The organism is Nocardioides dokdonensis FR1436 (genome assembly GCF_001653335.1).
Classification (GTDB): Bacteria; Actinomycetota; Actinomycetes; order Propionibacteriales; family Nocardioidaceae; genus Nocardioides; species Nocardioides dokdonensis.
Genome location: NZ_CP015079.1, coordinates 1,410,494 through 1,434,459 on the forward strand (window position 1 = coordinate 1,410,494; position 23,966 = coordinate 1,434,459).

Here is a 23,966-nt window from a genome sequence, read left to right on the forward strand (position 1 = left end):
CGCATCGAGCCCGTGACGGGGGCGGTGAGCTGACAACCGTCGCCGAGCCGGAAGTGGTTGCCAGCCCACCGCTCGGCACGCCGCGTGGTCGGGGCCGCGGGACTAGGGTCGGGCCATGCGACTCGGGCTGACGATCCTGACCGACCTGCCGTGGGCGGAGGCCGCGCCGCGGTGGCGGGCGGCGGAGGAGATGGGCTTCGACCACGCCTGGACCTACGACCACCTGGTGTGGGGCGGGCTGCCGGAGAGCCCCTGGACCGGCGCGCTGCCGACGCTGGCGGCCGTCGCGGCCACCACCAGCCGGATCCGGCTCGGCACGCTGGTGGCGGCGCCGAACTTCCGTCACCCCTACCCGTTCCTGCGCGACGTCCAGGCGCTCGAGGGCATCGCCGACGGTCGGGTGCTGCTCGGGCTCGGCGTCGGGGGCGACCGCGACGCCCACGTGCTCGGGGCCGAGGAGCTGAGCACCGGGGAGCGGGTCGACCGGTTCCAGGAGTTCGTCACCCTGCTGGCGCGGCTGCGCGACGAGGACCACGTCGACGCCGACGGGCGCTGGTTCGCCACCCGCGACGCGCGGACCCTGCCGCCGCTGCGGCGTACGCCGTTCCTGGTCGCGGCCAACGGCCCCCGCTCGCTGCGCTTCTCGGCCCGCGTCGGCGACGGGTGGGTGACCACCGGCCCGGCGGGCGCCACCACGATGCCCGACTGGTACGCCGGCCTGGCCCGCTCGCGCGACACCTACGAGGAGGCGCTGGTCGCCGCCGGGCGCGACCCGGCGGAGCTGCCCCGCTACCTGCTGGCCGACACCGACAAGGCCCGCTGGGACGTCGGCGGGTTCGCGCTGTCCAGCGTGGGTGCCTTCGAGGAGACCGTGGGCCGGGCCGCCGAGCTCGGCTTCACCGACGTCGTCACCCACTGGCCCCGCCCCGACCAGCCCTACGCCGGCGACGAGCAGGTGCTGGAACAGGTGGCCGCCGACGTGCTGCCCCGGCTCAGGGGCTGAGCCCCGGGAGCACCACGCTCAGCCCTGGCCGGCGACCAGGACGTCCAGGGCGGCGGCCCGGTCGAGGCGCTCACCCACCGACACGGACACCGTCTCGAGCATCCGGTAGGCGGTGAAGAAGGCCCCGAGCTCGTCGAGGAACGCCGGCGGCAGGTCCGTGAGGTCCTGCAGGTGGTCGGCGTGGTGGTCGGTCTCGGGGACGACGATGAGCTTGGTCTCCGCGATGTCGCCGACCTGCAGGGCGAACGCCCCGATCACCCGGCAACGCATGTGGACACCGGGGAAGGTGGCCTCCTCGAGGAGCACCAGCGCGTCGAGGGCGTCGCCGTCCTCGCCGTCGGAGCCAATGACGTAGCCGTAGTCGCCGGGGAAGCCGGCCGGACCGCCGAGCCGCCGGTCGAACCAGATCTCGCCGTCCTCGGACGCCTCGTACTTGTTGCGGCTGCCTCGGGGGATCTCCACCACGACGTCGCAGCGTCCGTCCCGGTGCAGCTGGTCCCTGTCCTCGTCGATGCTCATGGTGATCGACCGTAGCCCGCACCCGCCCGCAGCGATCCCACCCGCCCTCGGGGCCGCCGCGCAGTAGCCTGCCGGGCATGCCTTCTCGGGGATCGCACCGCCTGCTCGCCGGCCTGCTCGCCGGTCTCGTCCTGACCGGGGCGTCGGCCTGCTCCGACGACCCCGATCCCGACCCGAGCGGCGCACCCGAGGCAGGACCCGGCCCGACGGCCGTGGAGACCACCGAGCGGGCCCTGGCCGCAGCCGTCGAGGAGCACCTGGGCCGCGAAGCCGCGGCGGCCGCGCCGCTCTTCAGGGGCGATGGGCTGCCCCGCGCCGCGATCGGCACCGAGCTCGCCTTCGACCGGGCGGTGGGCGACAACACGCACGTGCGCGTCGTGGTCTCACCCCCGGGCGCCGACCCCCAGGTCGAGGACCTCACGGACTGCTCCGGCTTCGCCGAGGGGTGCGAGGAGGACGTCATCGATGGCACGTCCTACGTGCTCCTGCGCGAGGCGGGCTCGCCCGAGGAGGACCCGGGCTACGTCGGCGCGGTCGGGCGCCGCGACGACGTCGCCGTGTTCGTCCTGGCCTACGGCCCGTTCGTTCCCGGTGAGGAGGGGGAGGCCGAGGCGGACGACGTGGAGCAGACCGAGGAGCTCGTCGACCTGGTGCGCGCGGTGGTCACCGACCCCGCGGTCGGCCTGCGCACCAGCGCGGCGTACGACGCGGCCGGGCGGGCGATCCCCGACGACCGCTGGCTGGACTGGTTCGGCCAGGGCAACGGGGCCTCCGAGCCCGAGGGCTACCGCCCGACCTGAGCCCGCTGCCGTTCCTGGCCGGGCGTGCGGCCGCGCCAGCGGCGGAACGCCCGGGTGAACGCGGTCTCGTCGGAGTAGCCCAGGCGTACCGCCACGTCGCCGACCCGTTCGCCCTGCTCGAGCGCGCGCACGGCGAGCTGCTCGAGCGTGCGTTCCCGGACGGCCGAGAAGCTCAGCCCCTCCTCGGCCAGCAGCCGGTTGAGGTGCCGGGCGCTGTGCCCCAGGTGGTCGGCGACCCGGTCCCTGCTCCAGTCGGGGTGCGCGATCACCACCTGCCGCACCCGCACCGCCAGGTCCTGGTCGCCGAGCTGGGCCAGCGTCCGGTCGGCGAGCTCGCGCAGGTGGTCGCGCAGCGCCTCGTTGGCCTGCACCAGGGGGAGGTCGAGCTGGTCGGCGGCGAGGACCAGGGCGCTGCGCGGTGCATCGAAGTGCACGGGTACGCCGAGCACGGCGGCGTGGGCGGGATCGGGACCGGGCGCGGCGTGCGCGAACTCCAGCGCGGACGCGCGGATGCGACCCCCGGTGGCCCACCGGGCCAGGTGCAGCAGCGTGGTCAGCGCCGCCTCGACCCGCTCCAGGGGGCGCACGGCGAAGTCGTGCTCGAAGTCGACGTGCACCTGGGCGTCCGCGTGGTCCTCGTCGCGGCGCAGCGCGAACGACCCGGCCCCGATCACCGGCGCGTACGCCGTCAGCTCCTCGAGCGCCTCGCCCAGGGTGGCGCAGGTGACCAGCAGCATCCCGGCGCTGTCGAGGTGGCCGACCTGCATCCGCAGCCCCAGCCGCAGCCCGGCCAGCGGGTCGGCGGCCCCGATGCAGTAGTCCTCCCAGAGCTCGTCCTGCCAGGCCAACGGCACCCGGTGGGCGCCCTGCACCCGCGCGACCAGGCCCTCGTCGAGCGCGATCCCGGTCTCCTGCGCGGCCTGCAGCAGCGCGTGCGCGTACTGCGCGGTGACGTCGCGGCCGGCCGGGAGGCTCATGGCCCGATCATCCCTGCTCGTCCCGGATTGCCGGTGGGGGCGTCCCGAACGGCCGGGCGCGCGGTCCCCGGCACCCCTAGGGTGACGGGGATCACGCCACCCCCACTCCCGGGGCGTCGGCCGGGGAGGACGCACATGAGCACGAGCGGGGACACGCACGGGTACGCCGTCATCGGCGCCGGGCCGATGGGACTGGCCTGCGTGCGCAACCTGGCCCGGGCCGGGCTGCCGGTCACCGGCATCGAGCTGCACACCGACGTGGGCGGGCTGTGGGACATCGAGAACCCGCACTCCACCATGTACGACAGCGCGCACCTGATCTCCTCGCGGCACATGACCGAGTTCGCCGAGCACCCCATGGACGACGCCGGCGCGGCGTACCCGCACCACCGCGAGGTGCGCGACTACCTCGCCGGGTACGCCGACCGCTTCGACCTGCGCCGCCACTACGAGCTCGGCACCCGGGTGGTCTCGGCGCGGCCGCACGCGCACGGCTGGGAGCTGGTCACCGAGCACGACGGTGCGCAGCGGACCCGGGTCTTCGAGGGCCTGCTCGTGGCCTCGGGCACCCTGCACACCCCGCGGGTGCCCGGGCTGCCGGGGGAGTTCACCGGGACCGTCCTGCACTCCTCGCAGTACCGCTCACCGTCGGCGTTCACCGACCAGCGGGTGCTCGTGGTGGGCTGCGGCAACTCCGGCGCCGACATCGCCGTCGACGCCGTGCACCACGCCCGCAGCGTCGACCTCAGCGTGCGCCGCGGCTACCACTTCCTGCCCAAGTTCGTCGCCGGGCGGCCCATCGACACCCTCGGTGGGAAGCTGCGGCTGCCGCGGGCGGTCAAGCAGCGCGTCGACGCCGCGCTGATCCGCGCCCTGGTCGGCAGGCCCAGCGACTACGGCCTGCCCGACCCCGACTACCGGCTCTACGAGTCGCACCCGGTGGTGAACTCGCTGGTGCTGCACCACCTCGGGCACGGCGACATCACCGCCCGGCGCGACATCGCGGCGATCGAGGGCCGGCGGGTCACCTTCGGCGACGGCGAGAGCGCGGAGTACGACGTGCTGCTGCTGGCCACCGGCTACGAGCTGGACTACCCCTTCCTCGACCGCTCCGACCTGGCCTGGCCCGCCGACGCCGACGCGCCGCAGCTCTATCTCAACGTCTTCCACCCCGAGCGCGATGACCTGTTCGTGATGGGCATGGTCGAGGCGACCGGACTGGGCTGGGAGGGGCGCAACCAGCAGGCGCTGCTGGTCGCGCGCTACCTGGCCCACCGCCGCGCGGGCACCGGTGCCACCGCGGCGCTCGACCGGGCGCGGCGCGAACGTTCCCGCGAGCGGGAGGACGGCGGCTACCACTACCTGCCGCTGGCCCGGATGGCCTACTACGTCGACAAGCAGACCTACCTCGACGCGCTCTCGGCGCACCTCGAGGAGCTGCCGGCCGACCCGGTCGGAGCCGGCCGGGTAGACGCCGCGCAGGTGTCGGCATGACCGAGATCGCGCTGCCCGACCTGACCCTGCTCAACATCCTGCTCGGCCTGATGATGTTCGGCGTCGCGCTGACCCTGCGCCCCGCCGACTTCGTGCGCATCATCAAGGCGCCCAAGGCGCCCGCCGCCGGGCTGGTGGCGCAGTTCGTGCTGCTGCCCGCCGGCACCTGCCTGGCCGCCTGGCTGCTCCCGGTCAGCGCCGAGGTGGCGCTCGGGATGATGCTGGTCGCCGCCTGCCCCGGCGGCTCCTTCTCCAACATCCTGACCTGGCTGGCGCGCGGCAACGTCGCGGTGTCGGTGTCCATGACGGCCGTCTCGAGCCTGGCCGCGACCGTGCTGACCCCGTTCAACTTCGCGCTCTACGGCACCCTCAACCCGCGCACCCGCGACCTGATGACCGACATCTCGCTGGACCGGGTCGACCTGCTGCTGCTGGTGCTGCTCGTGCTCGCGCTGCCGATGGCGCTGGGGATGACGCTGGGCTCGCGCTTCCCGGGGTTCGCCGCGCGGAGCGAGAAGCCGTGGAGGATCGGTTCGATGGTGGTCTTCCTGGCCTTCGTCGCGATCGCCTTCGGCAACAACCTCGACCTGTTCCTCGACCAGATCGGCACCTTCTTCTGGGTCGTGGTCGGGCACAACGCGCTGGCGCTGCTGCTGGGCCAGGGGATCGCCCGCTCGCTGCGGATGCCGGTCAGCGACCGCCGCGCGGTCACCCTCGAGGTCGGCATCCAGAACTCCGGTCTCGGGCTGGTCATCGCGTTCACGTTCTTCCCCGAGCTCGGCGGCGCGCTGCTGGTCGCGGCCTTCTGGGGCGTGTGGCACCTGGTCTCCGGGCTCACCCTGGCGCAGGTCTGGTCGCGGATCCCGCTGCCCGAGGACGACCCGGTCCGCCGGGCGGAGGCGGTGGCGCCGTGACCCGCCGGATCGTGGTGACCGGGGCGGCCGGCTACCTGGGCCGACAGCTCGCCGAGCGTCTCGCGGCGTCGTACGCCGTGGTGGGGCTGGACGTGCGCGACCCCGCCGAGGTGGCCCGGGAGTCCGGGCAGCCCGGCTTCGAGCTGCGCCAGGGCGACGTGCGGGACCCGGGGCTGGTCCAGACGCTGCGCGACTTCGGTGCCACCCACGTGGTGCACCTGGCGTCGGTGCTGGTCGCCTCGCGCGACCGGGCCCGCGACTTCGACATCGACGTCAACGGGACCCGCAACGTCGTCGAGGCCTGCCTGGGCGCCGGGGTCGACCACCTCACCGTCACCAGCTCGGGCGCGGCCTACGGCTACCACCCCGACAACCCGGCGTGGCTCGACGAGCACGACCCGCTGCGCGGCAACCCCGAGTTCGCCTACAGCGACCACAAGCGCCAGGTGGAGGAGCTGCTCGCCGGCTACCGCGCGTCGCACCCGCGACTGCGCCAGCTGGTGCTGCGCCCCGGGACGGTGCTGGGCGACACCACCGACAACCAGATCACCGGCCTGTTCAGCGGGTCGCGGGTGGTCGCGCTGCGCGGCAGCCCGTCGCCGTTCGTGCTGATCTGGGACCAGGACGTGCTCGCGGTGCTCGAGAAGGGTGTCGCGGAGGACCGCACCGGCATCTACAACCTCGCCGGTGACGGCGCACTGACGATGGCCGAGATCGCCGAACGGCTCGGGAAGCCGTTGCTGGCGCTGCCGGTGCCGCTGGTGCGCGCCGGGCTGCAGGTGCAGCGCTGGCGCGGGCGGCCGGTCGGGCCCGAGCAGGTCGCGTTCCTGCGCTACCGCCCGGTCCTGTCGAACCGACGGCTCAAGGAGGAGCTCGGCTACGTGCCGCAGCGCAGCACCCTCGAGGTGCTCGAGGGGTTCGCGCGGGCCCGCGGGATGGCGCTGCCGTGAGCGTCCTGCTGGTCACCGGGGCCGCCTCGGGGCTCGGGTGGGCGCTGACACGGCACTGGTACGCCGCCGGCCACGACCTGGTGCTCGCCGACATCGACGGTGCCGCGCTGGCCGCGCGGGCCGCCGACCTGGACCCCGACCGGGTGCTCGCCCTGACCGTCGACGTCACCGACGCCGCCGACCTGGCCCGCCTGGTCGAGGCGACCCAGCAGCGCTTCGGACGTCTCGACGTGCTGGTCAACAACGCCGGGATCACCCACCGCAGCCCCGCCTACCGCACCGACCCCGCGGTCTTCCGCACCGTGATGGCGGTGGACTGGCAGGGGCCGGTCGAGCTGACCCTGGCCGCCCTCCCGCTGCTGCGTGCCGGCGGCGGCACGGTGGTGTGCATCTCCTCGATGGCGGGCTGGATGCCGGTGCCCGGGCGGGCCGCCTACAGCGCCGCCAAGGCGGCCCTCACCCAGTTCTTCGAGGTGTTGCGGCTCGAGCTGGAGCCGCAGGGCGTGCGGGTGCTGATGGTGCACCCCTCGTTCCTGGACACCCCGATCGACGAGCACGCGCTCGGCGAGGACGGCCGCCCCACCGGGCGGGCCCGCTCGACCGTCGGGCGGCTGCGCTCCGCCGAGGAGACCGCCGTCCAGGTCGACGCCGCGCTGTGGGCGGGTCGCCGCCGACTGTTCCCCGACCGCGGCACCGTCGCCGCGAGCCTGCTGTGGCGCCTCGCCCCCTCGGTCTACCAGGCCCAGGTGCGTCGCCGGTTCGCCGACGACCTGCGCTAGCCTCCGGTCGTCGGTCCCGGGTGGCTCCGGTGGCTCCGGGGGTGTTCGCGGTGGTGGAATCGGCCTTGGCGGACTGCCGTTGGTGACCAAACGGCACCGCAGAGGGCTCATTTGTTGTCGTTGGTGACCAAACGGCACTCAGGATCCCACGCCCGGGGCGAGAGGGGCCTCAGCCGCAGACGGCCTCGACCGCACTGACCAGCCGCGGGTCGTCGGGGGCGACCGCCGGGCCGAAGCGGGCCACGACCGCGCCGTCTGCGGCGATCAGGAACTTCTCGAAGTTCCACTTCACGTCGCCGGCCTCGCCGTCCTGGTCCGGCACCGAGGTCAGCTCCTCGTAGACCGGGTGCCGCGACGCGCCGTTGACCTCGACCTTCTCGCTCATCGGGAAGGTCACGCCGTACGTCGCCGAGCAGAAGGTGGCGATCTCCTCGGCCGAGCCGGGCTCCTGGCCGCCGAACTGGTTGGACGGCACCCCCACCACGGTGAACCCGCGCCCGGCGTACGTCGTGTGCAGCGCTTCGAGGCCGGTGTACTGCGGGGTCAGGCCGCAGCGGCTGGCGACGTTGACCAGCAGCGCGGCGCGCCCGCCGGTGAGGTCGCGCAGGGTGCCGGTGGTGCCGTCGAGGCGGGCCAGGGGCTCGTCGAGGATGCTCATGGCGCGAGCCTATGTGCACCGACCCCGGCAGCGTCGGTGCCGGCGGCTAGCGTCGTGCGGGTGAGCTTCGTCCCCGTCACCGGCACGGCGACGTTCCTGCCGGCCGACCCGCCGCGCGAGGGCGTCGTGGAGTTCGTCGACGCCCGCCGCACCGTGGCGCTGCCGGTGCGCGCCGCGCTGCCGGTGCTGACCAAGGCGCACGCGCGCGAGGACCTGCACCCCAGCGTCGGGCTGCTCTCGGGCGCCGCACTGCTCGGGATGCGCCTGGTCGCGGCCGGCGCCTTCGAGCCCGCCCCCACCGAGCCCGGTGAGCCGCCGCACTGGCAGGTGGCCCCGCTCGGCGACGACGACGAGGACCGGGTGCGGATGCTGGCCCGGGCCCGCGCCCACGAGGGCTGCGACGAGGCCGCCGCCGAGCAGGTCGTACGCCGCCTGCTCGACGCCGTGGTCGACGCCATGCCGCGCGGGGCCCCGGTCGCCCCGGCGCGCCCGACCCGCCCCCGACCGCGGCTGATCGAGGACCCCGACGACCCCCGGGCCACCGGGGCCGCGCCCCCGCTGCAGCCCTCCGCCGACTTCCGCGACCGGCTGCGTCGGCGCATCGACCGGCACCGGTTCGCCGGCGACCTGCCGCACCTGGTGGCGGTCAGCCTGCGGGTGGAGGCCGACGAGGAGGAGCTGGTCGGCGGCACGGTGCGCGTGGTGCTGCAGGTCCACGACGAGCGCGACCCTTTGCACCTGGCCGACGCCGCGTCGCTGTGGGTCGACGAGCCGGAGGTGCACGGCTTCGGCGACCGGGCCCGCACCCACGCCACCATCGCGCTGCGCGCTGCCGCCGACGCCTGGCCGGTCCTCGAGCGGCTGCTTGACCTGCGGGTGCCCGACCAGCTCACCCTCGACTCCGACGAGCTGGTCAGCCTGCTCGACGAGGGCGTCGCGGCGCTCTCCGAGCGCGGCGTCGACGTGCTCTGGCCGCGCAGCCTGGGCCGCGAGCTCACCACCCGCGCCGTGCTCGACCGAGCCCCGCGCAGCACCGTCCCGCGGGAGGAGCCGCTGCAGACCGGGCTGCTGACCCCCGAGAGCATGTTCGCCTTCCAGTGGCAGGTGGCGCTGCACGGCGATCCGCTGACCGCGGAGGAGATGGACCAGCTCGCCGAGGCCGCCTCCCCGATCATGAAGCTGCGCGGCTCCTGGACCGTCGTCGACCCGGCGGTGGCCCGCAAGGCCCGCAAGCGGATGGTGCGCGAGGTCAAGCCGGCCGAGGCCCTCGCCGGCGCGCTCACCGGCGTGGCGACCCTCAAGCCCGGCGACGAGCAGGAGGGCGTCATCGTCGGCGCCAGCCTGCTCCGGGTGCGCGAGCAGCTGACCCAGGCGGCCACCCGCGACCCCATCGAGGTGCCGGACGGTCTGGCCGCGACCCTGCGCGACTACCAGCGGCACGGGCTGACCTGGTTGGCCGACCTGACGGCGTCCGGGCTCGGGGCCTGCCTGGCCGACGACATGGGCCTGGGCAAGACCGTGCAGGTGATCGCGCTGCACCTGCACCGCGCCGAGGGAGCCCGCAGCGAGGACCGGACGCCGCTGCCGACCCTGGTGGTCTGCCCCACCAGCCTGCTGGGCAACTGGGAGGCCGAGATCCGCCGCTTCGCCCCCGGGGTCCCGGTGCGCCGCTTCCACGGCGGGCGCCGGACCCTGCCCGACCTGGGCGATGCCCTCGAGCCCGGTCTCACCGGTGACCCGGGCTTCGTGCTCACCACCTACGGCACCATGCGCAGCGACGCCAAGGACCCCGACACCTCGCTGCTGCGCCCGGTCGCGTGGGGGCTGGTCGTCGCCGACGAGGCGCAGCACGTGAAGAACCCCCGCGCCGCGACCGCGCGGATGCTGCGCACCCTGACCAGCCAGGCGCGGGTCGCGCTGACCGGCACCCCGGTCGAGAACGACCTGACCGAGCTGTGGGCGATCCTGGACTGGGCGATCCCGGGGCTGCTCGGCAGCCGCAACGCGTTCCGTCGGGTGTGGGCCGCGCCGATCGAGTCCGGCCAGGAGCCCACCAAGGCCCGCCAGTTCGCCGACCTGATCGCGCCGTTCCTGCTGCGCCGGCGCAAGTCCGACCCCGGCATCGCGCCCGAGCTGCCGCCCAAGACCGAGACCGACCACCCGCTGAGCCTGACCCGGGAGCAGGTGGTGCTCTACGAGGCGTTCGTGCGCGACACGATGGAGCGCATCGAGCGCGCTGACGACGACTCCAGGCGCGGGCTGGTGCTGATGCTGCTCACCGGGCTCAAGCAGATCTGCAACCACCCGGCGCACTTCCTCAAGCAGGCCAGCGGCCGGTTGGGCGGCCGCTCGGAGAAGCTCGACCTGCTCGACGAGCTCATCGGCACCGTGCTCGCCGAGGACGGCGCCGTCCTGGTCTTCACCCAGTACGTCGCCATGGCCCGGTTGCTGGAGCGGCACCTGGCCGCCGTGGGCGTGCCCACCCAGCTGCTGCACGGCGGCACCCCGGTGCGCGAGCGGGAGGCGATGGTGCGCCGCTTCCAGGACGCCCCGCCCGGCGAGGCCCCGGTCTTTCTGCTCTCCCTCAAGGCCGGCGGCACCGGGCTGAACCTGACCCGCGCCGACCACGTCGTGCACTTCGACCGCTGGTGGAACCCCGCGGTGGAGGAGCAGGCCACCGACCGGGCCTACCGGATCGGCCAGACCCGGCCGGTGCAGGTGCACCGCCCCATCGTGCGCGGCACCATCGAGGAGAAGGTCGCCGAGCTGCTGACCCGCAAGCGGGCGCTGGCCGACGCGGTGCTGGGCAACGGCGAGGCCGCGCTCACCGAGCTCAGCAACGACGAGCTGCGCGACCTGGTCACCCTGCGCCGGGAGGACTGAGCGTGACCGGGGCCGGTGTCGGCCCGGGTGCCGGAGGGGACGGCGTCGTGCACCCGCGGCTCGCGGCGCGGCGCCGCAGCACCCGCGCCGAGACCTGGTGGGGCAAGGCGTGGGTGCGTGCGGTCGAGGAGTCGGCGTACGCCGAGGGCGACCTGGCCGCGGCCCGGTCGCTGTCCCGCTCGGGCCGGGTCGGGGCGATCGAGGTCGGTGCCGGCTCGGCGGTGGCCGTGGTCGACGACGGCTCCGACGGGGGCGGTCGGTGGACCGTGCGGATCGAGGTCCCGGTGCTCGACGACACCGGCGCCGAGACGCTGGTCGAGGCGGTCGCGGCCCAGGCCGGGCGCGTCGGCGCGCTGCTGGCCGGCGACCTGCCGCACGAGCTGGTCGAGCACGCCGAGGAGGCCGGGGTCGAGCTGCTGCCCTACGGCGGCGAGCTGGTCGCCTCCTGCACCTGCGCGGGCTGGGTCGACCCGTGCGTGCACGCGCTCGGGGTCCTCTACCAGCTGACCTGGCTGCTCGAGGCCGACCCGTTCGTGCTGGTCCACCTGCGCGGGCTGGGCCGCGAGGAGGTGCTGGCCCGGTTGCACGCCCGGGTCGTGGAGCCGGAGGAGCGGATGTCCGGGGACGGGCCCGGGGGAGACGACGAGCCCGACCTGGCCACGGCGTACGACGCCGCCGCCCGCGCGGCACGGGTGCTCGAGCTGCTCGACGCCCGGGGTGCGGGCGAGGCCGCCCCGGACCTGAGCCACCTCTTCTGAGCCGCCCTCCGGCCCGGCCCGTGACCCTGTCGCGCGGCGTGCTGCGGGCGTACAGTCGATCGGTCGAGGCGTGGCGCCTCCGCAGGAGGTCCCGTGCAGACCGACGAGCTCGCCGAGCATCTCTTCGGCTCCGTGCTGGGCGCCCTCGACGTCCTGACCGTGGCGGTCGGGGCCCACTTCGGGCTCTACGACCTGCTGCACCGCGAGCCCCGCACCGCGGCCGAGGCCGCCGCAGCCTCCGGGATGGCGCCCCGCTACGCCCGGGAGTGGCTGGAGCAGCAGTGCGTGGCCGGCCTGGTCGACGTCGACGACCCCGCGCTGCCGCCCGAGCAGCGCACCTACGCCGTCAGCGACGCGCACGCCGCGGTGCTCTGCGACCCCGACAGCCTCGCGTTCACGACGCCGCTCGCCCAGATCGTCGCCGCCGCCGGGGTGCAGCTGCCGCGGTTGCTGGAGGCCTACGCCGGCGGTGGGGGACTGCGCTGGCACGAGTACGGCGAGCTCATGTCGCCGCGCACAGGCCGACGCCAACCGGCCCCTGTTCCTGGGGCTCCTCGGCACCGAGTGGCTGCCCGCGCTGACCCAGGTGCACGCCGACCTCGACGCGGGCGGGCGGGTCGCTGAGCTCGGCTGCGGGGACGGCTGGGCCGCGATCGGGGTCGGGCTGGCCTACCCCCGCACCCACGTCGACGGCTACGACATCGACCACGCCTCCATCGAGGCGGCCACCGCCAACGCGGCCGCTCACGGCCTCGCCGACCGGGTGCGCTTCCACCACGCCGACGCGGCGGACACCACCCGCGACGGGGCCTACGACCTGGTGCTGGCCATGGAGTGCGTGCACGACATGGCCGACCCGGTCGCGGTGCTCGGCTCGGCCCGCCGACTGGTGGCCGGCGAGGGGAGCGTCGTGGTCATGGACGAGCGGGTCCCCGACGCCTTCACCGGACCCGGCGACCCGGTCGAGCAGCTGATGTACGGCATCTCGGTGCTGGTCTGCCTGCCCGACGGCCTCTCCCACGAGCCCTCGGTCGGCACCGGCACCGTGATGCGCACGCCCGTGCTGCGCGGCTACGCCCGCGACGCCGGGTTCGCGGACGTGGAGGTGCTGCCCATCGAGCACGACCTGTTCCGCTTCTACCGCCTCCTCACCTGACCGGGTCCGGTCCTGGGCCCGCGGCGTAGCGTGGCGGGCATGGACGTGAGCAGCCCGACCGACCTGCGGCTGGGGACCCGCTTCGCCGACGAGCTGCCCGAGCTGGCGGTGCGCTGGCAGGCCGAGGAGGCACCCGAGCCGCAGCTGGTGGTGCTCAACGAGCCGCTCGCCGCTGAGCTGGGCCTGGACCCGCGGTGGCTGCGCAGCGAGGCCGGCGTGCGGCTGCTGGTGGGCGCCGAGGTGCCCGACGGCGCGACCCCGGTGGCGCAGGGCTACGCCGGGCACCAGTTCGGCGGGTACTCCCCGCGCCTCGGCGACGGCCGCGCGCTGCTGCTCGGCGAGCTCACCGACCCCGCCGGGCGGGTCCGCGACCTGCACCTCAAGGGCTCGGGCCGGACCCCGTGGGCACGCGGCGGCGACGGCCTCGCCGGGCTCGGACCGATGCTGCGCGAGCACGTCGTCAGCGAGGCGATGCACACGCTGGGCATCCCCACCACCCGCTCGCTCGCCGTGGTCGCGACCGGGCGCGGGGTGCGCCGCGAGCAGGTGCTGCCGGGCGCGGTGCTGGCCCGGGTCGCGAGCAGCCACCTGCGGGTCGGCAGCTTCCAGTACGCCCGCGCCACCGGCGACGACGACCTGCTGCGCCGCCTGGCCGACCACGCGATCGCGCGCCACCACCCGGCCGCGCGCGACGCCGGCCCCGCGGGTGCGGCGTACGTCGCGCTGCTCGAGGGGGTCGTCGAGGCGCAGGCGCGACTGGTGGCGCAGTGGATGCTCGTCGGGTTCGTGCACGGCGTGATGAACACCGACAACATGACGATCTCGGGGGAGAGCATCGACTACGGGCCGTGCGCCTTCCTGGACGCCTACGACCCCGCGACCGTCTTCAGCTCGATCGACGAGGGCGGGCGCTACGCCTACCGCAACCAGCCGGCGGCGGCCCAGTGGAATCTCGCCCGGCTCGCCGAGGCGCTGCTGCCGCTCATCGACGCCGACGAGGAGCGGGCGGTCGAGACCGCGACGCGCAGCCTGCAGGGCTTCGCCACGACGTACGCCGACGCCTTCACCGCGGACGCGGCCGCCAAGCTGGGCCTGCCCGCGGGGCTCGACCGCGCGGTCGTGGCCTCGTTGGTCGAGGACCTGCTGGCCCTGATGGCCGCGGCCCGGGTGGACCACACGTCGTTCTTCCGCGCGCTCGGGGACGCGGCGCGCGGGGACGTCGAGGGGGTGCGGGGCGTGGTCCTCGACCTGCCCGGCCTCGACGCGTGGCTGGAGCGCTGGCGCGGGCTGGGTCCCGACGCGGAGGCGATGGACCGGGTGAATCCCGTCTACATCCCGCGCAACCACCTGGTCGAGCAGGCCCTCGACGCCGCGACCGCCGGCGACCTGGCCCCGCTGCACCGACTCCTCGAGGCCGTCACCGCGCCGTACGACGAGCGGCCGGGCCTGGCGGCGTACGCCGAGCCGGGCCCCGCGGGCGCCGGGCCCTACGTGACGTTCTGCGGCACCTGAGCACCAGCCGTCTGGAGGCCGAGCGCGCCCAGCGCCATCTGGTGCAGCAGCGCGCCCATCGCCGGGTCGGGCAGCAGCGCGCTGTGCGGGGTGGAGTTGATCAGCCCGAAGGTCGCGTGCGCCATCGCCCGCGCCTGCTCGAGGTCGAGGCCGAGGTGCACCGCCTGCAGCTCGGTGGCCCACACGTCGACGTACTCGCGCTGCAGGGCGCGCACCTGCTCGCGCGCCTGCCCGGGCAGGGACTCCCAGTCGCGGTCCTGCACCACGATCAGCGGCCGGTGCCGCAGCGCGAAGTCGACGTGCCAGTCGACCAGGGCGACCACGGCCGCCCGCGGCTCCCCGGCCGCCCGTGCCCGCTCGCGGCCCACGGCGAGGAGCTGCTCGCTGATCGAGACGAGCATCGCGGCGAGCACCGCGTCCTTGGAGGCGAAGTGCTTGTAGAGCGCCGGCCCGGAGATCCCGCACGCCGCGCCCAGGTCGGCCACCGACACCCCGTGGAACCCGCGCTTGGCGAACAGCTCGGCCGCGGTGGCCAGGATCTGCTCGCGCCGGGACATGGCCTCAGGTTAGCGGGCGTTAACCCACCACCCGGCCCTGTCCGCGAGTCGGCCCAGATGTCGCGCTGAGTCGGCGCAGATCTCCCCTGTGGCGAGCGATCCACGCCGACTCGGACGGACATTTGGGCCGACTCGCGGTGGTGGGGGAGGTTAATGATCGCTAACCTAGCCTCGTGAGCGATCTCAAGGACCTCGTGACCGACCTGCGTGAGCGGCTGGCGACGGCCCGGACCGGTGGCAGCGAGTCGGCGCGGACCAAGCACACCGGGCGCGGCAAGCTGCTGGTGCGCGAGCGGGTGGACCGGCTGCTCGACCCCGGCAGCCCGTTCCTGGAGCTGAGTCCGCTGGCCGCGACCGGCATGTACGGCGCGCCGGGGGAGACGCCGGTGCCCAGCGCCGGGATCGTGACGGGCATCGGGCGCATCCACGGCCGCGAGTGCGTCATCGTCGCCAACGACGCCACCGTCAAGGGCGGCACGTACTACCCGATGACGGTCAAGAAGCACCTGCGCGCGCAGACGGTCGCGGCCGAGAACCACCTGCCGTGCGTCTACCTCGTCGACTCCGGCGGCGCGTTCCTGCCGATGCAGGACGAGGTCTTCCCCGACCGCGAGCACTTCGGCCGGATCTTCTTCAACCAGGCGAACATGTCGGCGGCCGGGATCCCGCAGATCGCCAGCGTGATGGGCTCCTGCACCGCCGGCGGCGCCTACGTGCCCGCGATGAGCGACGAGACCGTGATCGTCAAGGAGCAAGGGACGATCTTCCTCGGCGGCCCGCCGCTGGTGAAGGCCGCGACCGGTGAGGTGGTCACCGCCGAGGAGCTCGGCGGCGGCGACGTCCACGCCCGCACCTCCGGCGTCGTGGACCACCTCGCCGACGACGACGCGCACGCGCTGGCCATCGTCCGCAGCGTCATCGACACCCTGCCCCCGGCCCAGCCGACCCGTGTCCCGGCCGCCGAGGTCGAGGAGCCGCACGAGCCGCCCGAGTCGCTCTACGACGTGGTGCCCACCGACACCCGCACGCCGTACGACGTGCGCGAGGTGGTGCGCCGCCTCGTCGACGGCAGCCGCTTCCACGAGTTCAAGAAGCTCTACGGCGAGACCCTGGTCTGCGGGTTCGCCCGGATCTGGGGCCACGAGGTCGGCATCGTGGCCAACAACGGCATCCTCTTCAGCGAGTCGGCCCTCAAGGGCGCCCACTTCATCGAGCTGTGCAACCAGCGCGGCATCCCGCTGGTGTTCCTGCAGAACATCTCCGGCTTCATGGTCGGGCGCGAGTACGAGAACAAGGGCATCGCCCGCGACGGCGCCAAGCTCGTCACGGCGGTCGCCTGCAGCGTCGTCCCCAAGTTCACCGTCGTCATCGGCGGCTCCTACGGCGCCGGCAACTACGGCATGTGCGGACGTGCCTACGACCCGCGCTTCCTGTGGATGTGGCCCAACGCCCGGATCTCGGTGATGGGCGGCGAGCAGGCCGCCGGCGTGCTGGCCACCGTGCGCCGCGACGGGATCGAGGCCCGCGGCGAGGAGTGGTCGGCGCAGGACGAGGAGGCGTTCAAGGAGCCGCTGCGCGAGCAGTACGAGACGCAGGGCTCGCCGTACTACGCCACCGCGCGGCTGTGGGACGACGGCGTGATCGACCCCGCCGACACCCGCCGGGTGCTGGGGATGGGGCTGGCCGCCACGGCGTACACCCCGATCCCCGAGCCCCGCTACGGCATCTTCCGAATGTGAACACCCCGCGGGAGCAATCTGATGGAGAACCGATGAACACCCTTCTCGTAGCCAACCGCGGCGAGATCGCCCGCCGGGTCCTGGCCACCGCACGCCGTCTCGGCTGGCGCACCGTGGCCCTGCACACCGACCTCGACGCCGGCGCGCTGCACGTCACCGAGGCGGACCGTGCCGTGCGCGTCGCGTCCTACCTCGACATCGGGGAGGTCGTGGCCGCCGTTCGTGCCAGCGGCGCCGGGTTCGTCCACCCGGGCTACGGCTTCCTCTCCGAGCGCGCCCCGTTCGCACGGGCGTTGGCCGAGGCCGGCATCACCCTGGTCGGTCCCAGCGCCGACGTGATGGACGCGATGGGCCGCAAGGACGCCGCCCGCGTCCTCGCGGTCGAGGCCGGGGTGCCCGTGGTGCCCTCCTACGACCTGGACGACGACCCGGCCGGGTTCGCCTACCCGGTGCTGGTCAAGGCCGCCGCCGGCGGCGGCGGCAAGGGCATGCGCGTGGTCCGCTCGTCCGGCGAGTACGCCGAGGCGCTCGCCGCCGCGCAGCGCGAGGCCGCCTCCTCGTTCGGTGACGACACCATGCTCATCGAGAAGTACGTCGAGTCCGGCCGCCACATCGAGGTGCAGGTCATGGGCGACACCCACGGCCACGTCGTGCACCTCTTCGAGCGCGACTGCTCCACCCAGCGCCGGCACCAGAAGGTGCTCGAGGAGGCGCCCGCCCCCACCATCAGCGCGGAGCAGCGGGCCGCGATCACCGCCTCGGCGACCGCGCTGGCCGCCCAGGTGGGCTACACCGGCGCCGGCACCGTCGAGTTCCTGCTCGACAACGCGTCCGGGGAGTTCTACTTCCTCGAGATGAACACCCGCCTGCAGGTCGAGCACCCGGTCACCGAGGAGGTCGCCCGGGTCCGCGGCGAGCGGGTCGACCTGGTCGCCCTCCAGCTCGCCGTGGCCACCGGCGCCCACCTCGGCTTCACCCAGGACGACGTCACCCTGGAGGGCCACGCCATCGAGGCCCGGGTCTACGCCGAGGACTCCTTCGGCGGGTTCCTGCCCCAGGCCGGCACCGCCTCGCTGGTGCGGTGGCCGGTCGCGGTCGAGCGGACCGGCACCCGGGTCCGGGTCGACCACGCCCTGGTCTCGGGCCAGGAGGTCAGCACCGCCTACGACCCGATGCTCGGCAAGGTCGTCGTGTGGGGGCCCGACCGCGAGAGCGCCCGCGCCGGCCTGGTCGCCGCGCTCGACGACACCGCCGTCCTGGGTCTGACCACCAACACCGGGTTCCTGCGGGCGCTGGTCGCGGGGCAGGAGTTCGGCGACGCCACCCTCGACACCGCGTGGCTGGACCGGCACGAGGTGCCGGCGCCCGACGGCGCCCTGGCCCGGGTCTTCGCGGCCTGGACCCAGGTGCTGCTCGACACCACCGACAGCCCTGGCAGTCACGACAGCCCCGGCGCGACCGGTCGCGCCGCGGGCCCCTGGCACGCCGACGGCTGGCGGATGGGCGCCGACCCGGCCCCCGACACCGTGACCCTGGGCACCGACCAGCTCGTCGTCGACCGGCACCGCGGTCGGGTCGACGAGGGTGCTCGCTCCTGGGAGGTCCGCACCGTCTCGGCCGCGGACCACACCATGCACCTGCTCGTCGACGGCCAGGCGGAGCACGCCGTGCTGCACGTGCGCTCCGGCGCCGTCGAGGTCGTGCACCGCGGCCAGCGCTGGGCCTGGGAGCGGCCCGATCCGTTCGCCGACCGCGGCCCCGAGGCCGGCGACGGCTCCTTGGTGGCTCCGATGCCCGGCACCGTGCTCGACGTCCGGGTCGAGGCGGGCCAGCAGGTCGCCGAGGGCGACGTCCTCGGCGTCCTCGAGGCGATGAAGATGGAGCTCGCGCTCACCGCGCCGTTCGCCGGCACCGTCGTCACCGTCGACGCCGTGGTGGGCCGCCAGGTGCCCCTGGGGCACGTGTTGTTCCACGTGGAACCACACGACGACACCCAGCAGGAGCAGGGGTGACCACCGCTGCTGACCGGGAGCCTGCCATCGGCCGACTGCCGATGACCGTCCCCGCGCCCGGGTTGCCCGAGCGGGTCACGATCTACGAGGTCGGACCCCGCGACGGGTTGCAGAACGAGAAGGCGCTGGTGCCCACCGACGTCAAGGCCGCGTTCGTGCGCCGCCTGGTCGCGGCCGGGCTGCCGGCCGTGGAGGCGACCAGCTTCGTGCACCCGCGCTGGGTGCCGCAGCTGGCCGACGCGGCCGACCTGGTGGCGCTGCTGGAGTCCGACGACCAGCTCGGCGAGCGGGCCCGCGACCTGCCGGTGCTGGTGCCCAACGAGCGTGGCCTGGACCGGGCGCTCGAGCTCGGGATGCGCCACGTCGCGATCTTCGGCTCGGCCACCGAGACCTTCGCGAGCAAGAACCTCAACCGGACGTTGGCCGGGCAGATGGAGATGTTCGAGCCCACCGTGGCCCGCGCCCGCGGGGCCGGCCTCGACGTGCGCGCCTACGTCTCGATGTGCTTCGGCGACCCCTGGGAGGGCGCGGTGCCGCTCGAGCAGGTCGTCACCGCCGGTCGCCAGCTGCTCGACCTCGGTGCCTCCCAGCTCAGCCTCGGCGACACCATCGGGGTCGGCACCGCCGGCCACGTCACCGCCCTGGTCGAGGCGTTCGCCGCAGCCGGGGTGGGCCCCGACCGGCTCGCGCTGCACTTCCACGACACCTACGGCCAGGCGCTGTCCAACGTCCAGGCCGGCCTGCGCGCCGGGGTGACGACGTACGACGCGTCGGCCGGCGGCCTGGGCGGCTGCCCCTACGCCGTCAGTGCCACCGGCAACCTCGCCACCGAGGACCTCGTCTGGCTGCTCGACGGCCTCGGGATCGAGCACGGGGTGGACCTCGACGCGCTCGTGGCGACCAGCACCTGGATGGCCGGCGAGCTCGGGCGCCCCAGCCCCTCGGCCGTCGTTCGGGCACTGGGCGGGGATCGGGCACAATCACCCGCGTGAGCACCCGACGCGTCTACCTCCACATCGGCGCGCCGAAGACCGGCACGACGTACCTCCAGGACCGCCTGAGCCGCAACGTCAAGGCGCTCGGCGCCCACGGGGTCACCGTGCCGACCCGGTCGCCGGCGGTGAGCCCGGGCCTGTTCCACTTCCGCGCCGCGCTCGACCTGCTCGGCCAGGACTGGGGCGGGGACCCCGGTCACGCGGAGGGCAGCTGGGACGCGATGGTGCGCCGGGTCCGCCGGTCGAGCGGATCGGTGATCATCAGCCACGAGATCCTGGCCCCGGCCCCGGCCGAGGCGGTCGCCCGCGCCAAGCGCGAGCTCGGCGGCGGCGAGGACGTCCACGTCGTCTACTCGGCGCGCGACCTGGCCCGCCAGCTGCCGGCCGCCTGGCAGGAGAGCATCAAGCAGGGTCGCAAGTGGACCTACCGCCAGTTCCTCAAGAAGGTGCGTCGCCGTCAGCCGTGGTTCTACCGCTCCTTCGACCTGCCTTCCGTGCTCGGCACCTGGAGCGCCGGGCTGCCCCCCGAGAACGTGCACGTCGTCACCGTGCCGCAGCGCGGCACCGCCACCCCCGACGAGCTGTGGCACCGCTTCTGCGCCGCCTTCGAGATCGACCCGGCGTGGGCCCCCGAGGAGTCCGGGCGCCGCAACCCCTCGCTCGGCGCCGCCGAGACCGTGCTGCTGCGCCGCCTCAACAAGGGCCTGGGCCGCCAGACCCGCCGCGAGATCACCTACGACGTGCTGGTCCGCGACCTGCTGGCCGAGCAGGAGCTCGCCGGCCGCGCGGGCGCCGCGCCGCTGGGCCTGCCGCCCAAGATGTACGACTGGGTCGCTGACGAGGCCGAACGGTGGATCGAGTACGTCGAGGGCTCGGGCGTGGACGTGCTCGGTGACGTGGCCGACCTGCGCCCGGTCCGCCCGTCGCCCGAGGAGGTCGAGGCGTGGGTCGACCCCGACAAGATCGCCTCGCGCGACCAGCTCGACGTGGCCGTCGAGGCCCTGGTCGCGATGACCCGCGAGGCCGCGCGCCGCGAGGATCCCGACCAGCAGCTGGTCAACCGGGTCCGCACCCAGGCGCGCCGCCTGCGCGACCAGTGACGCGCCGGTGACCAGCAGCGACGACGCCGGCCAGGGCCGCGCCTGGGCCTGGCTCGAACACCTGCGCGAGGGTGGCACCACGCCGTGGGCGCAGTGGGCCGGCACCGGCGAGCGCACCGGCCGGGTGCTGCCCGGCGCCCAGCAGCTCGAGCTGCTGCGCCGGCTCAACGAGGCGGGCCGACCGGACCCCGGGCTGGCCCGACGGGTGCTCGCCGCGAGCGCCCCCGGGCGCGGGCGCCCCGACCTCGAGCTGGTCGGCGCCGCGCCGCAGTCCCGCTTCGGCCCCGCCCCCGTGGACCCCGCCGACCTGCCGGCCGACGAGCTCATCCGGGTCACCACCAGCCTCCTCGCCGAGGACCTGGTGGCGGTCCCCGAGCCCGAGCCCGACCTGGTCACCCGCTGGCGCCGGCTGGGCGGCCACTGGGGCCGGCTCCGGCGCCCGCACTACCGGTTGGTCGGGGACCCCTGGCGCGCCGACGCCGCGCGCCGCCACCTGGTGCAGCGCGGGCGTCCGCCGGGCGGGGCGTCGCCGACGGTGCTGGTCCTGGGCGGGGACCTCGCCGGGATGCTGACCGACCTGTGGACCGACCGCGCCTTCTCCACCGGCGGCCCGGTGCCGACCTGGCGGACCTGGATCGACACCGTGGTGGAGTCCGGGCGGCTGGGCCGCGGGGCCGACCCGCTGGCCTCGGCCCGCCGGTGGACCGAGCGGGTGGGTCCACGGCGGGTCCGCGTGGTGCTCGACCCCGCCGCCCTGCCCGGCCTCGTCGGGGTCCGGTCGCTGCCGCCGGCGCCGTCGCTGTCGGTCGACGCGATCGACCTGGCTCGTCGGATCGGTGGCGTGCTGGGGCTGCTGGTCACCCCGCCCCGCGGTCGGGAGGTGCTGCGCCAGGCGCTGCTGCCGCGCCTGCTCGACGCGCCGGGGCCGCGCCTCGGCGTACCCCCCGAGCACCACCGGTGGGTCGTGCGCCGCTCGCGCCGGTTGCGCGAGGACCTGCGCTCTGCTGGCTACCCTGTCGTGGGCACGGTGCTGGGCTCCGCGGACGCGGTGCTCGACCACCCGCGTCGTCTGGCGACGGCCCAGCCGGGCGAGCCGCACGAGGACCGGGTGCTCGCGCTGGCCGTGCGGATGCTGCTCGACGCCGCCCCGCACCAGGCCCCGCACCAGACCCCGCACCAGACCCAGCCGCAGGAGGACCTCTCGTGAGTGAACGGGTCCTGCTGCACGTCGGCACCCCCAAGACCGGCACCTCCCACCTGCAGGACGTGCTGTTCCGCAACCGCGAGCAGCTGCTGCGCGCCGGGGTGCTCTACCCCGCCGACCGTTTCGACGCGCACTTCCTGGCCGCCCTCGACCTGATGCGCCTGCCCTGGGGCGGGCTCGAGACCGAGGCGATCGGCGCCTGGGACGCCCTGGCCGCCCAGGTGCGCGAGCACCGCGGGACCGCGATCATCAGCCACGAGATCCTCGCCACCGCCTCCCGCAGCCAAGTCGGTCGGGCGCTGGAGTCGCTGGGCCACGGCGCCGGCACCGAGGTGCACGTCGTGGTCTCGGTGCGCGACCTGGTCCGCCAGATTCCCGCGGAGTGGCAGGAGAACATCAAGCACCGCAGCACCATCAGCTTCGAGCGCTTCCTCGCCGAGCTGCGCGATCCCGAGCGTGCCAGTCGGATCGCCACCTGGTTCTGGGGCGTGCAGGAGATCCCCGACATCCTCGACCGGTGGGCCCACGACGTGCCGCCGGAGCACGTGCACGTGGTCACGGTGCCGCCCTCGGGCGGCAAGCGCGACCTGCTGTGGCGCCGCTTCGCCGGCGTGTTCGGCCTCGACGACCTCGGTGGCGTCGAGCTCGACCTGCACGCCGAGCGGGCCAACCCGTCGCTGGGGGTGCCCGAGACGGCGCTGCTGCGGCGCATCAACAAGTCCGTCAACCCGGTCCTGGACCCGCCCGACTACCGCCCGTTGGTGCGCGAGCTGCTGGCCCACCAGACGCTCTCGCAGCGCACCCGCTCACCCCGGCTGGGCCTGCCCGCCGACGTGCACCCCTGGGCCGAGGGGCTCGGTCACGCCTGGGTCGAGGAGCTGCGCCGACGCCGGTACGACGTCGTGGGCGACCTCGACGACCTCACCGGGGCGCCCGCCGCCCCGCACTGGGCCGACCCTGACGCACCCCGCGAGAGCCAGGTGGCCGGCGCCGCGGTCGACGCGATCCGTGCCCTGCTGCTCGAGAACGCCCGGCGCGGCCACGAGGAGGCACGGCTGCACGGCGAGGTCGAGCACCTGCGCCACGAGCTCGCGCGCGCCCACGGGCGATCCGTGCAGCGCGCCAAGGAGCGCACGCTGCGCGTGGCCCGGCGTTCAGTCCTGGGCCGGGCGCTGCACCGCGTCTACCGCGCCGCGCGCGGCAGGAGCGCGCGGTCGGCGTAGCGGCCGATCTTCCACGTCGAGTAGCCGTCGGCGCCCATGCCGACCACACCACCGACCACCGGCACCCGGCGCCCCACCGTCACCGCGAGGCGCTTGCCCATGATGGCGGTGACGATGTCGTCGGCGACCGCGCGGGAGATCCGCAGGTCGAGCTCGGCGTCGGAGGCCGGACCGGTGGCCAGATCGGCCGGACCGGCCGGGACGGTGCCGTCCTTGACCAGGCGCTGGGCGTCGTCCTCGCCGAGCAGGCAGACCAGGATCGCGTTGCGCACCCGCGGGTCCTCGAGGTCGTAGCCACGCAGGTGCGCGATGCCGGCGATCATCCGGCACTGCACCAGGGCGAGACCGGTGATGTTGGCGGGGATCGCCACGGTCGCCGTGACGACACCGCCGATGTTGGTCAGGAACCCCTGCGCGCCGGCGTACCGGACGTGGTTCTCGATCACCTCGTGCACGGCCTTGTCGACGTCGCCGTGCTGCTCGCGCAGCTGCTCGTCGGCGGCCGCCGCGGCCCCCGGCAGCGGCCCGACGCCGCGGATGGCGCGCTGCAGCGCCTCGCGCACGAAGGAGGAGGTCAGCCCGGGGGCGAGACCGGTCACTTTGGGGGCCAGGCGGCGGCCGACCTGTCCGGCCAGTAGTCCACGTTTGCTCACGCGACGATCCTACGAACAGCCACCACCTCGGCCCACCACCCCTCCTGCCCGACGCGGGCGAGCCTGTGTCCCCTCCCTCC

General features: G+C 74.7%; 22 protein-coding genes. 17 read left to right on the forward strand and 5 right to left on the reverse strand.

The genetic code is table 11. The features are described from left to right. Positions 1 to 115: 115 nt before the first annotated feature. Positions 116 to 1,003 carry an LLM class flavin-dependent oxidoreductase gene (locus tag I601_RS06685; RefSeq protein WP_068107602.1) on the forward strand — a complete coding sequence of 296 codons (888 nt, stop codon included), beginning with the start codon at positions 116 to 118 and terminating at the stop codon, positions 1,001 to 1,003. A gap of 18 nt (positions 1,004 to 1,021) precedes the next feature. Here I601_RS06685 and I601_RS06690 read toward each other — a convergent pair whose 3' ends face one another. Further along, positions 1,022 to 1,522 carry an inorganic diphosphatase gene (locus tag I601_RS06690; protein WP_068107604.1) on the reverse strand — a complete coding sequence of 167 codons (501 nt, stop codon included), beginning with the start codon at positions 1,520 to 1,522 and terminating at the stop codon, positions 1,022 to 1,024. A 77-nt stretch (positions 1,523 to 1,599) separates the two neighbouring features. Between I601_RS06690 and I601_RS06695 the strand changes: the two genes are divergently transcribed. Continuing rightward, on the forward strand, positions 1,600 to 2,322 hold the full coding sequence (locus I601_RS06695) for a hypothetical protein (protein WP_157519937.1): 723 nt from the start codon (positions 1,600 to 1,602) through the stop codon (positions 2,320 to 2,322). On the opposite strand, the gene I601_RS06700 is transcribed toward I601_RS06695, so the two are convergent. Then, entirely contained in the window at positions 2,307 to 3,299 is a 993-nt protein-coding gene (locus I601_RS06700) for an AraC family transcriptional regulator (RefSeq protein WP_068107609.1), read from the reverse strand. The genes I601_RS06695 and I601_RS06700 overlap by 16 nt on opposite strands. A 135-nt stretch (positions 3,300 to 3,434) precedes the next feature. On the opposite strand from I601_RS06700, the gene I601_RS06705 reads away from it, so the two are divergent. The 4 genes from I601_RS06705 to I601_RS06720 are packed head-to-tail and all read left to right on the forward strand — an operon-like array spanning position 3,435 to position 7,436. Next, positions 3,435 to 4,793 (forward strand): flavin-containing monooxygenase, encoded by a 1,359-nt coding sequence (locus I601_RS06705; protein WP_068107611.1) that lies wholly within the window; start codon positions 3,435 to 3,437, stop codon positions 4,791 to 4,793. Then, positions 4,790 to 5,707, forward strand: a complete 918-nt coding sequence (locus I601_RS06710) for a bile acid:sodium symporter family protein (protein WP_068107613.1) — start codon at positions 4,790 to 4,792, stop codon at positions 5,705 to 5,707. The genes I601_RS06705 and I601_RS06710 overlap by 4 nt, the downstream gene beginning before the upstream one ends. Then, positions 5,704 to 6,657, forward strand: a complete 954-nt coding sequence (locus I601_RS06715) for an SDR family oxidoreductase (protein WP_068107615.1) — start codon at positions 5,704 to 5,706, stop codon at positions 6,655 to 6,657. Before I601_RS06710 ends, I601_RS06715 begins: the two co-directional genes overlap by 4 nt. Continuing rightward, positions 6,654 to 7,436 carry an SDR family NAD(P)-dependent oxidoreductase gene (locus I601_RS06720; protein ID WP_068107617.1) on the forward strand — a complete coding sequence of 261 codons (783 nt, stop codon included), beginning with the start codon at positions 6,654 to 6,656 and terminating at the stop codon, positions 7,434 to 7,436. Before I601_RS06715 ends, I601_RS06720 begins: the two co-directional genes overlap by 4 nt. Before the next feature lie 169 nt (positions 7,437 to 7,605). Here I601_RS06720 and I601_RS06725 read toward each other — a convergent pair whose 3' ends face one another. Next, entirely contained in the window at positions 7,606 to 8,094 is a 489-nt protein-coding gene (locus I601_RS06725) for a glutathione peroxidase (protein WP_068107619.1), read from the reverse strand. Positions 8,095 to 8,154: 60 nt separating this feature from the next. On the opposite strand from I601_RS06725, the gene I601_RS06730 reads away from it, so the two are divergent. The 5 genes from I601_RS06730 to I601_RS06745 all read left to right on the forward strand — a co-directional run bounded on the left by I601_RS06730 (position 8,155) and on the right by I601_RS06745 (position 14,403). Continuing rightward, complete coding sequence (locus I601_RS06730) at positions 8,155 to 10,977, forward strand: DEAD/DEAH box helicase (protein ID WP_068107621.1); 2,823 nt, start codon at positions 8,155 to 8,157, stop codon at positions 10,975 to 10,977. Between the two features lie 2 nt (positions 10,978 to 10,979). Further along, positions 10,980 to 11,735 carry an SWIM zinc finger family protein gene (locus I601_RS06735; RefSeq protein WP_068107623.1) on the forward strand — a complete coding sequence of 252 codons (756 nt, stop codon included), beginning with the start codon at positions 10,980 to 10,982 and terminating at the stop codon, positions 11,733 to 11,735. 93 nt (positions 11,736 to 11,828) lie between these two features. Then, on the forward strand, positions 11,829 to 12,359 hold the full coding sequence (locus I601_RS21540) for a hypothetical protein (RefSeq protein ID WP_218917764.1): 531 nt from the start codon (positions 11,829 to 11,831) through the stop codon (positions 12,357 to 12,359). Next, positions 12,322 to 12,891 (forward strand): class I SAM-dependent methyltransferase, encoded by a 570-nt coding sequence (locus tag I601_RS21545; RefSeq protein ID WP_218917765.1) that lies wholly within the window; start codon positions 12,322 to 12,324, stop codon positions 12,889 to 12,891. The genes I601_RS21540 and I601_RS21545 overlap by 38 nt, the downstream gene beginning before the upstream one ends. Before the next feature lie 39 nt (positions 12,892 to 12,930). Next, the gene (locus tag I601_RS06745) at positions 12,931 to 14,403 is read left to right on the forward strand and encodes a protein adenylyltransferase SelO (RefSeq protein ID WP_068107627.1); all 1,473 of its coding nucleotides are present in this window, start codon (positions 12,931 to 12,933) and stop codon (positions 14,401 to 14,403) included. On the opposite strand, the gene I601_RS06750 is transcribed toward I601_RS06745, so the two are convergent. Beyond that, positions 14,379 to 14,960 (reverse strand): SACE_7040 family transcriptional regulator, encoded by a 582-nt coding sequence (locus I601_RS06750; RefSeq protein ID WP_068107629.1) that lies wholly within the window; start codon positions 14,958 to 14,960, stop codon positions 14,379 to 14,381. The genes I601_RS06745 and I601_RS06750 overlap by 25 nt on opposite strands. Positions 14,961 to 15,133: 173 nt before the next feature. On the opposite strand from I601_RS06750, the gene I601_RS06755 reads away from it, so the two are divergent. Genes I601_RS06755 through I601_RS06780 form a run of 6 tightly spaced genes read left to right on the forward strand, consistent with a single transcriptional unit; the run spans position 15,134 to position 23,233 of the window. Further along, a complete protein-coding gene (locus I601_RS06755; RefSeq protein ID WP_068107631.1) occupies positions 15,134 to 16,699 on the forward strand; it encodes a carboxyl transferase domain-containing protein in 1,566 nt (521 codons plus the stop codon). 32 nt (positions 16,700 to 16,731) lie between these two features. Continuing rightward, the gene (locus I601_RS06760) at positions 16,732 to 18,711 is read left to right on the forward strand and encodes an acetyl/propionyl/methylcrotonyl-CoA carboxylase subunit alpha (RefSeq protein ID WP_068107633.1); all 1,980 of its coding nucleotides are present in this window, start codon (positions 16,732 to 16,734) and stop codon (positions 18,709 to 18,711) included. Further along, positions 18,708 to 19,703, forward strand: coding sequence for a hydroxymethylglutaryl-CoA lyase (locus I601_RS06765; RefSeq protein ID WP_237089575.1), 996 nt, complete (start codon positions 18,708 to 18,710; stop codon positions 19,701 to 19,703). Before I601_RS06760 ends, I601_RS06765 begins: the two co-directional genes overlap by 4 nt. Continuing rightward, entirely contained in the window at positions 19,700 to 20,806 is a 1,107-nt protein-coding gene (locus I601_RS06770) for a hypothetical protein (RefSeq protein WP_068107635.1), read from the forward strand. Before I601_RS06765 ends, I601_RS06770 begins: the two co-directional genes overlap by 4 nt. A 7-nt stretch (positions 20,807 to 20,813) precedes the next feature. Beyond that, positions 20,814 to 22,013: a hypothetical protein gene (locus I601_RS06775; protein WP_068107636.1), complete on the forward strand. Its 1,200-nt coding sequence runs from the start codon at positions 20,814 to 20,816 to the stop codon at positions 22,011 to 22,013. Further along, complete coding sequence (locus I601_RS06780; protein WP_068107638.1) at positions 22,010 to 23,233, forward strand: hypothetical protein; 1,224 nt, start codon at positions 22,010 to 22,012, stop codon at positions 23,231 to 23,233. Before I601_RS06775 ends, I601_RS06780 begins: the two co-directional genes overlap by 4 nt. On the opposite strand, the gene I601_RS06785 is transcribed toward I601_RS06780, so the two are convergent. Then, entirely contained in the window at positions 23,194 to 23,886 is a 693-nt protein-coding gene (locus I601_RS06785; RefSeq protein WP_084527283.1) for an EcsC family protein, read from the reverse strand. The two genes, I601_RS06780 and I601_RS06785, sit on opposite strands and share 40 nt — an antisense overlap. Positions 23,887 to 23,966: the final 80 nt, after the last annotated feature.

Excerpts from the sequence above, each read along its gene's own strand:
- I601_RS06745 (WP_068107627.1), top strand. The coding sequence starts at position 12,931 with ATGGACGTGAGCAGCCCGACCGACCTGCGGCTGGGGACCCGCTTCGCC.
- I601_RS06685 (WP_068107602.1), top strand. The coding sequence starts at position 116 with ATGCGACTCGGGCTGACGATCCTGACCGACCTGCCGTGGGCGGAGGCC.
- I601_RS06750 (WP_068107629.1), bottom strand. The coding sequence starts at position 14,960 with ATGTCCCGGCGCGAGCAGATCCTGGCCACCGCGGCCGAGCTGTTCGCC.
- I601_RS06705 (WP_068107611.1), top strand. The coding sequence starts at position 3,435 with ATGAGCACGAGCGGGGACACGCACGGGTACGCCGTCATCGGCGCCGGG.
- I601_RS06700 (WP_068107609.1), bottom strand. The coding sequence starts at position 3,299 with ATGAGCCTCCCGGCCGGCCGCGACGTCACCGCGCAGTACGCGCACGCG.
- I601_RS06710 (WP_068107613.1), top strand. The coding sequence starts at position 4,790 with ATGACCGAGATCGCGCTGCCCGACCTGACCCTGCTCAACATCCTGCTC.
- I601_RS06690 (WP_068107604.1), bottom strand. The coding sequence starts at position 1,522 with ATGAGCATCGACGAGGACAGGGACCAGCTGCACCGGGACGGACGCTGC.
- I601_RS06695 (WP_157519937.1), top strand. The coding sequence starts at position 1,600 with ATGCCTTCTCGGGGATCGCACCGCCTGCTCGCCGGCCTGCTCGCCGGT.
- I601_RS06725 (WP_068107619.1), bottom strand. The coding sequence starts at position 8,094 with ATGAGCATCCTCGACGAGCCCCTGGCCCGCCTCGACGGCACCACCGGC.
- I601_RS06760 (WP_068107633.1), top strand. The coding sequence starts at position 16,732 with ATGAACACCCTTCTCGTAGCCAACCGCGGCGAGATCGCCCGCCGGGTC.